The following is a 7,767-nucleotide window of genomic DNA, read 5'->3' as shown; positions in this document are numbered from 1 at the left end:
GCTCAAAAAATCGGTGAAAGTCAAGGAAAACACTTCAAAACTTCTTGATTTTTGTCCCGGCAAAGCAAAAACTTCTCAAAAGTTGTTAATTTCTCTTCATTTTTCGGTATTAAGCGGTAAAAACCGCTTGATATAAGGCAAAAAACTGAATATCCACATGTGGAAAGTTTTCACGGATGGAAAAGAAAGAAATGCCACAAAAATATCCACAATGGAGCGGCGCAGGCGCAAAAAGAGAGGGAACAGGTCTCCCCATTCCCTCTCAAAAGTGCTTGTTTCTGCGGTTTCAATTAGCCGAAGTAACGCTTCAGCAGGCCCTCGAAAGCCTTGCCGTGGCGGGCCTCGTCGCGGGCCATCTCGTGCACGGTGTCGTGGATGGCGTCCAGGTTGTACTGCTTGGCCAGCTTAGCCAGCTCGAACTTGCCCAGGGTGGCGCCGTTCTCGGCCTCGACCCGCATCTCCAGGTTCTTCTTGGTGGAGTCGGTCAGCACATCGCCCAGCAGCTCAGCGAACTTGGCAGCGTGCTCAGCCTCTTCCAGAGCGGCCCGGCGCCAATACTCGCCGATCTCGGGATAGCCCTCACGATAGGCGACGCGGGCCATGGCCAGGTACATGCCCACCTCGGTGCACTCGCCGGTGAAGTTGGCGTTCAGACCGTCCAGGATCTCCTTCTGGACCTCAGCGGGAACGTTGTCGCCGAAGGACTTGCCCACACCCACAACGTGCTCGGCAGCCCAGCTCATCTCACCCTTCTGCTCGGTGAACTTGGAGCCGGGAACACCGCACTGGGGGCACTTCTCGGGGGGATTCTCGCCCTCAAACACATAACCGCAAACAGAACAAACCCACTTTTTCATATTTGGTTCCTCCTCATTTTATAACTATTTTTTAATCGTAAACTCTTATCTCCCCTTGGGATGGTCTGAGTATAACAGAATATTCTAATATTGAACAGTTGCTTATGCAACTGTTCAAAAACTTTTCACAAACTTCATGCTTTTGCTTCCCGCTCAAAGATCAGGTCTATGCAGCTGATACCGCCGTGGCTGGTAAATTGCATGGGAACGAAGCCCGCATAGCGCCACCCCTTGGCCGCCCACTCATCGATGATCTTCCGATGCTCACTCCCGCCGGAGAAAAATCCTCCGCCGGTATCCAGGGGGATATACTGATATTCGTACATATCAAAATCTCCTTTCAAAAAACGGCGGGATCAGAAGATCCCGCCGTTTTGACGCAGTGTATCGTAAGCCTTACTGTTTCTCCGCCAGGGCCTTTGCCTCGGCGATGGCCTTCTCCTGGGCCGCAGGCGGGCACGTCGCCGGGCCGAAATCCGCTTCGCTCCGCATCCGCCTGACGGCAAAGGCTGCACTCCGCTTCTTTGTCCCGACTCTTTCCCACCGAGGCTTCCGGCCTCGGCGGGAACCCTGGCCGGACTGCCCATTCAAATGCGAATCACTGTTCCTCCGCCAGAGCCTTTGCCTCGGCAATGGCCTTCTCCTGGGCCGCAGGCGGGCAGTCCTCATAGCGGACGAAGTGGAAGGTGAAGCTGCCGCGGCTCTGGGTCATGGACCGCAGATCGATGGCATAAGAACCCATCTCGGCCATAGGAACCTCAGCGGAGATCACCTGGCTGCCGTCGCCGGTGGGATCCATCCCCATAACGCGGCCCCGGCGCTTGTTGAGATCGCCGATGACATCGCCCATGTAGTTATCGGGCACAGTGACCTTCAGCTCGCCCACAGGCTCCAGCAGCACGGGGTTGGCCTCCGGCATGGCGGCCTTGTAGGCCAGCTGGGCCGCGGTCTTGAAGGCGATTTCGGAGGAGTCCACCGGGTGATAGGAGCCGTCATACAGCACGGCCTTCAGGTTCACCACGGGATACCCCGCCAGCGGGCCGTGGACGCAGGCCTCACGCAGGCCCTTTTCCACCGCCGGGAAGAAGTTCTTGGGCACGGAACCACCGAAGACCTCCTCGGCGAAGACCATCTCCTCAGAGTCGGGGTTGGGCTCGAAGCGGATCCACACGTCGCCGAACTGGCCGGAACCGCCGGTCTGCTTCTTGTGACGACCCTGCTTCTGAACGGTCTTGCGGATCTTCTCCCGATAGGGCACCCGGACGGGCTTGAGCACTGCCTCCACATTGAAGCGGCTGCGCAGCTTGCTGATGAGCACATCCACCTGCATGTCGCCGGAACCGGAGAGCACCATCTGATGGGTCTCGGGGTTGTTGGTAACGGTGAAGGTGGGATCTTCCTCGTTGAGCTTGGCAAGGCCCTGGGCGATCTTGTCCTCCTGGCCCCGGGTCTTGGGCACGATGGCCACGGAGTAGCAGGGCTCGGCAAAGGGAATGTTCTTCAGAGCCACCACCTTACGGGCATCGCACAGGGTATCGCCGGTCTTGACCTTTTCCATCTTGCCGATGGCACCGATGTCGCCGCAGGAGAGCTCCTTGACCTCAGTGGCCTTCTTGCCCCGCATGACATACAGGCGGCCCAGCTTCTCCGTGGCGCCGGTGCGGGCGTTGACCATGGGCATATCCGGGGTGATGGAGCCGGAGAGCACCTTCACGAAGGAGTACTTGCCGTACTGGTCGGAGACGGTCTTGAACACAAAGGCGGTGGGCACGCCGCCGGGAGAGACCACGAACTCCTCGGTCTCGCCGTCAGCGCGGGTGGCCTTGTGATAGTTGCCCTCCATGGGGTTGGGCAGCAGATCCACGATATTGTCCATCAGCATGAGAGAGCCCATGCAGTTGACAGCGGAGCCGCACAGCACCGGGAACAGGCTCAGCTCCCGGACGCCCTGGCGCAGGCCCTGGATCATCTCGGCGTAGGTGAAGTCCTCGCCGCCGAAGAACTTGTCCATGAACTCCTCGCTGGTCTCGGCCACGGACTCCTTGAGGGCGTTGTTGAACTCCTCAATGACCTCGCCCTTGCCCTCGGGGATCTCGATCTCCACGCGCTTGAGATCCTGCATCTCATAGGCGCGCTTATTCAAAACATCGATGATGCCGGTGACCCGCTTGTCTTCGTCCCAGATGGGCACCACGATGGGAGCAATCTTCTTGCCGAAGCGCTCACGCAGGGCCTCGAAGGTGGCGTTGTAGTCGCTGTTGTCCTCATCGGTCTTGGAGATATAGATGAAGCGGGGCATGTTCCGCTCCTCGCAGTACTTCCACGCCTTCTCCAATCCCACGGACACGCCGTCCTTGGCGGAGCAGACGATGATGGCGGCGTCGGCGGCCCGCAGGGCCTCCATCACCTCGCCGGCGAAGTCGAAAGCACCCGGGGTGTCCAGCACGTTGATGCGGCAGCCCTTATACTCCAGGGGCGCCACAGCGGTAGAAAGGGAAATCTGCCGCTTGGTCTCCTCCGGATCGTAATCACAAACGGTATTTCCGTCGGCGCAGCGGCCCATCCGGTCGATGGCACCGGTGATATACAGAAGGCTCTCCGCCAGAGCGGTCTTGCCACTGCCGCTGTGACCCAGCAAGCAGACGTTGCGGATGTTTTGTACGGAATAGCTCATGTCGTAACACTCCTTATGTTTGTGCTCTCGCCCCGGCCGGTCTGGCCGTACAGGGGTCCCGGGCAGGGGGTGGATCCCCATTGCCTAATGTAGAAATTATACAACATTTGGTGGGTCAATACAATAAAAATTTTGCATCTTGGACATTTTGGGCAGGAGGTAGAAATTTCCGCCAAATTTTTGACAAATGCAGCCCGTGCCCCGGAGCGTTTTCTCCCTTTCCAGCGGGCTGAAATGCCGCTGGGATCAGCGGGGACAGGCGCCTTCCGGCACCCTTTCTCCGGTCCAAAACATCCCAGGGCAAAGCAAAAGGAAGAGGCGCAAGGCCTCTTCCCCTTGTTGCTTGATGATGCTGCTTCCTTAGTATCGGCCGCACCAGTCCGACATCACCAGCACAGGCAGCGTCCAAAGCAGCAAAAACGCCATGAGATACAGGGGCGACACCAGATCGTAGGCCCCGTCAAAGACCAGATAGAACGAGAGCAGGGTTCCCGCCACACTGCTCACAATGGCCAGGGCAGCGGCCCGCCGGACCGTCCTGCACATGCGCCGGCTGCCCACCACCGTCTCGGCATAGGGCAGCAGCCCCTCCCGGAACAGCAGGGCCCTGGGCAGTCCCCGGTCCAGCTCCGCCTCGCTGAGGGCCACCCGGGTGGTGAGATCCGGATACTCCACCTTCACCCCCTTGTGGAACTTGCGCTTAAGCAAGGCAGGGGTGATGTTGGGATCCCGGGACGCCAGGATGGGGGTGATATGGCTGCGGCGCATCATCCGCAGGGCGTAATCCACATTTTCCGAGGCATTGTATTTCACAGCGAACACCGCTGCCAGCTGTCCGTCAATGGCCAGGAAGATGCCGGTGCGTAGATTGATGCCCCCCGGCAGCCGCACTTCCATCTTACGCATGAAGGAAGCGGTCCCCAGCAGCACGGACTCCCCGTGGATGGTGGCGGAATAGCCTCCCTCCTGATAGAAGCTGAAATCGTCCGCCCGCTCGTAGCGGCCCCGCTCGCTGCGCATGAGGCCGTCAAAAAGCCACTCCAGCCCGGAGTCGGCGGCCCGGCACATGGTGGCCGCGTAAGAGGCCGCCTTGGGCAGCTCCTCCCCGAACACCTTTACGCCGTTGAGGGCCACGGTGCCCGGTGGAAAGAGATCGCTGTCGGTGACGATCATGGTCTTTTTGCGGCTGATGCGGTCGGCACCCCGCCAGCCCGCCACGGCACAGCCGGTCTTCTGCAGACGCTGAGCCAAACGGGAAAAGGGCAGTCCCCAGCATAGCGGCAGGGCAAAGGAGGCAGAGGCACACAGGATGGCGGACCAGTTCAGGAAGAAGTCCGCTCCCCGCCCCTGCCCCAGGGAACTGAGCCCCGCAAAGACGACAGTGGCCATCAGCACCACCGGCAGCAGCGCCGCCTGCCACATCAGCGGCAGAGGGTCCTGGGCAGCGGTGGTATAGAACCCCGGCAGATCCCCCCGCTGCTTGCAGGCGCCGTGATCCGTCTCCGTCACCAGATAGGGCGGCTCCGGATCCAGGGCCGCCGTGCGGAAGGTGTCGTACTCCCCCTGGCTCTGGCGCATCAATCCCCACTGGGCCATCACCAGGCCCAGGCAGCTGACGGCTGCGTAGGGCATGGCGTCGCTGCGCTCCGGCATCGTCAGGCGGCTGACGCAGTCTGCCGCCGACACCAGAGCCGAGAGGGCACACAGCAGCTCCCCGGTACACCGTTTTTGTACCAGCATCCGCGCACCGTAGGAGAACACATGGCGGGTCATCAGGGCTACCACCGCCAGGCAGGCCAGCAAAAATACCGACTGCAGCCGCTGATCTGTATTCCAAAGAGGCGCGGAGAACCCATAGGCCTCCGCCCCCAGCAAAGCGCAGGGAACCAGGGCCGCCACCAGCGCCGCGGGAAGAGAGGCCCGGCGGGCGCGCCAGTCGTCCTTGGCGTCTGCCGCAGCGTCCCGTGGATCCGGCTCCGGCCCGATGGGCTCCGCCACCACCTCCGGCTCCGGTTCCGGCGGAGGATAGATCTTCTCCGTCTCCTCCAGCTTTTTCCGGGAGAACAGCCCCACATGCGGGCGGATCAGCGGCTCCCGCCGCTCCTCCATCACCGCATCCACCGTGTGGTTGACCACCTCTTCAATGGAGACGGGGTGAGGCGCCTTGGGCAGATCCTCCGGCGGAACCACCGGTTCCTCCAGGCGGGGCTCCTCCCTCTTGCTGGGGGCGGCAGCATCTTTCTCAGGCTGAGCGGAGGCTTTCTTGTGAAAGCGCGCCGTCTTTTTCCGCCGGGGCTTTTCCGGCTCCGCCTGTTCCTCAGCAGCCATCTCCGCTGAAGGCCCGTCTTCCGGAGGAGCAGCCTGCTCCTCTTCCATGGCGGCTGCCGCCTGCTCCACGTCCCGCAGCAGCTTTTCCCGGCCGCCGCCGTACTCCGCCAGGATCTCCTCCAGAGAGTACTCCCCCTCCGGCGGGATATCTGTCTGGCTTGTCAGCGGCTCATATTCCTTTTTCTGGTCTTTGGACGCCATGTGCTCCTCCGTGCGCGCTGCGGCGCGGTCTTGGGTTGGATCGGTTCTTTTTGCGCGGCAGGCGTTTGCCCGCCGGATCCCTTACATCCGCTGGCGCACAGCTTCGTAGAGCAAAATGGCCGCCGCGGCGGATGCATTGAGGGAATTGAGTTTGCCCCGCATGGGGATACTCACAAGGAAGTCACAGTTTTCTGCCGCCAGGCGGGTCATCCCCTCGCCCTCACTGCCGATGACAATGGCGGCAGGGCCCTTGAGATCCGCGTCGTACAGGGTGGTATTGCCGTCCGCCGCGGTGCCGAACACCCACACGCCCTGCTTTTTCAGATCCTTGAGCAGGGAGGGGATGTTGGGCACCCGGGCCACCGGCACATGAGCCACGGCGCCGGCGGAGGTCTTGGCCACCACAGCGGTGAGCCCGGCACTGCGGCGCTTGGGGATCACCACGCCGTGGGCTCCGGCGCACTCGGCAGTGCGGATGATGGCGCCCAGGTTGTGGGGATCCGAGATCTCATCGCAGATCACTAGCAGGGGGTTCTCCCCCTTGTCGGCAGCGCTCTGGAGGATACTCTCCACGCTGACGTACTCCCGCACGGCGGCCAGGGCGATGACCCCCTGGTGGGCGTGGGTGCGGCTCATGCCGTCCAGCTTACGCTTGTCCGCCTCCACCACCACGATGCCCGCAGCCCGGGCCTTGGAGGCGATGTGTCCCAGAGTCTTGTCCGTCTCCCCCTTCTGGAGGTAGATCTTGTCGATGGTCTCCCCGGCCCGCAGAGCCTCGATGACGGCGTTGCGGCCCTCGATGATGCCGTCGGCCTCAGCGGTGAGATTGGCTTTCTTCTGTTCGTCCATAGGTTTCCTCCAAGCGTGTTTTTTCGCATACATATGGCAGTATACCACACCAAGCGGGCACAATAAAGTGGAATTCACAGAAATTTCATCAAAAAGAGGGCGCTTCGCCTTGTAGATTTCCAGCTTCTGTGATATACTTCCAAAGTAATTTTGAAAGCTCCGGCGCGCTTTCTTTTTCAGGCTTTTAGCCCGAAAGGAGTCCATACATGAACCAAAACGACAAAAACAGCAAAAACAACAACCAAAATAAAAACAATGGAAACTGGCGGGGTGTGATCTCGCTGATCTGCTGGGCTTTGCTTGCCACCATCATCATCAGCTACGCCAGCTCCTACTTCGGCTCCGCCGGACACCAGGGATCCTCCATGACCGTGGAGTACAGCGTCTTCAAGGACATGGTGGCCCAGGACCAGGTGGAGATGGTGCAGTTCGACAACGCGGAGAACATCCTCCACATCACCCTGCAGGACGGCTGCACCTACACTGCCGAAGACGGCACCGTCTATACCAAGTCCACCGATGCCGACGGCAATGCCGTTTACACCTTCACGGATCAATCCGGCAACGAGCAGGCCGCCCGGCTGGACCTCTTCACCGTCCAGCTGGAATCCGACGATGCAGTAATCGCCTATCTGGATCAGTATAAAGAGGCCACCGGCGTCAAGTATGACATGGATTACCAGGCCCCCATCAGCCCCCTGCTGACGTTCCTGGTGAACTATATCATGCCCTTCGTGCTTTTGATGCTGATGTTCTCCCTGGTGATGCGCTGGATGGCCAAGAAGGGCGGCATGGGCGGCATCGGCGGCATCGGCGGCGTGGGCAAGGCCAACGCCAAGGTGTATATGGAGAAGTCCA

The 7,767-nt window shown here is 60.5% G+C and carries 6 protein-coding genes; 1 reads left to right on the top strand and 5 read right to left on the bottom strand.

Annotated elements, in window-relative coordinates; translation table 11 throughout:
• Window positions 1–290: 290 nt before the first annotated feature.
• The 5 genes from ACT67G_RS04550 to rlmB all read right to left on the bottom strand — a co-directional run bounded on the left by ACT67G_RS04550 (window position 291) and on the right by rlmB (window position 6,909).
• Window positions 291–857, bottom strand: a complete 567-nt coding sequence (locus ACT67G_RS04550) for an NADH peroxidase (protein WP_443663175.1) — start codon at window positions 855–857, stop codon at window positions 291–293.
• A gap of 134 nt (window positions 858–991) precedes the next feature.
• Window positions 992–1,183, bottom strand: coding sequence for a DUF4177 domain-containing protein (locus ACT67G_RS04545; protein ID WP_443663173.1), 192 nt, complete (start codon window positions 1,181–1,183; stop codon window positions 992–994).
• A 272-nt stretch (window positions 1,184–1,455) separates the two neighbouring features.
• On the bottom strand, window positions 1,456–3,531 hold the full coding sequence (locus ACT67G_RS04540) for an elongation factor G (protein ID WP_325244800.1): 2,076 nt from the start codon (window positions 3,529–3,531) through the stop codon (window positions 1,456–1,458).
• Between the two features lie 360 nt (window positions 3,532–3,891).
• Window positions 3,892–6,060, bottom strand: coding sequence for a hypothetical protein (locus ACT67G_RS04535; protein WP_443663171.1), 2,169 nt, complete (start codon window positions 6,058–6,060; stop codon window positions 3,892–3,894).
• 81 nt (window positions 6,061–6,141) lie between these two features.
• Window positions 6,142–6,909 (bottom strand): 23S rRNA (guanosine(2251)-2'-O)-methyltransferase RlmB, encoded by a 768-nt coding sequence (gene rlmB / locus ACT67G_RS04530; protein ID WP_325244796.1) that lies wholly within the window; start codon window positions 6,907–6,909, stop codon window positions 6,142–6,144.
• 206 nt (window positions 6,910–7,115) lie between these two features.
• On the opposite strand from rlmB, the gene ACT67G_RS04525 reads away from it, so the two are divergent.
• Window positions 7,116–7,767: ATP-dependent metallopeptidase FtsH/Yme1/Tma family protein (locus tag ACT67G_RS04525; protein ID WP_443663169.1), on the top strand; the 652-nt coding region annotated here is incomplete at its 3' end.

This window comes from Dysosmobacter sp. (assembly GCF_052306735.1).
In the GTDB taxonomy this organism is placed as follows: domain Bacteria; phylum Bacillota; class Clostridia; order Oscillospirales; family Oscillospiraceae; genus Oscillibacter.
The sequence above is the reverse complement of the archived record's forward strand: the minus strand, read 5'-3'. Positions and strand labels throughout refer to the sequence as shown.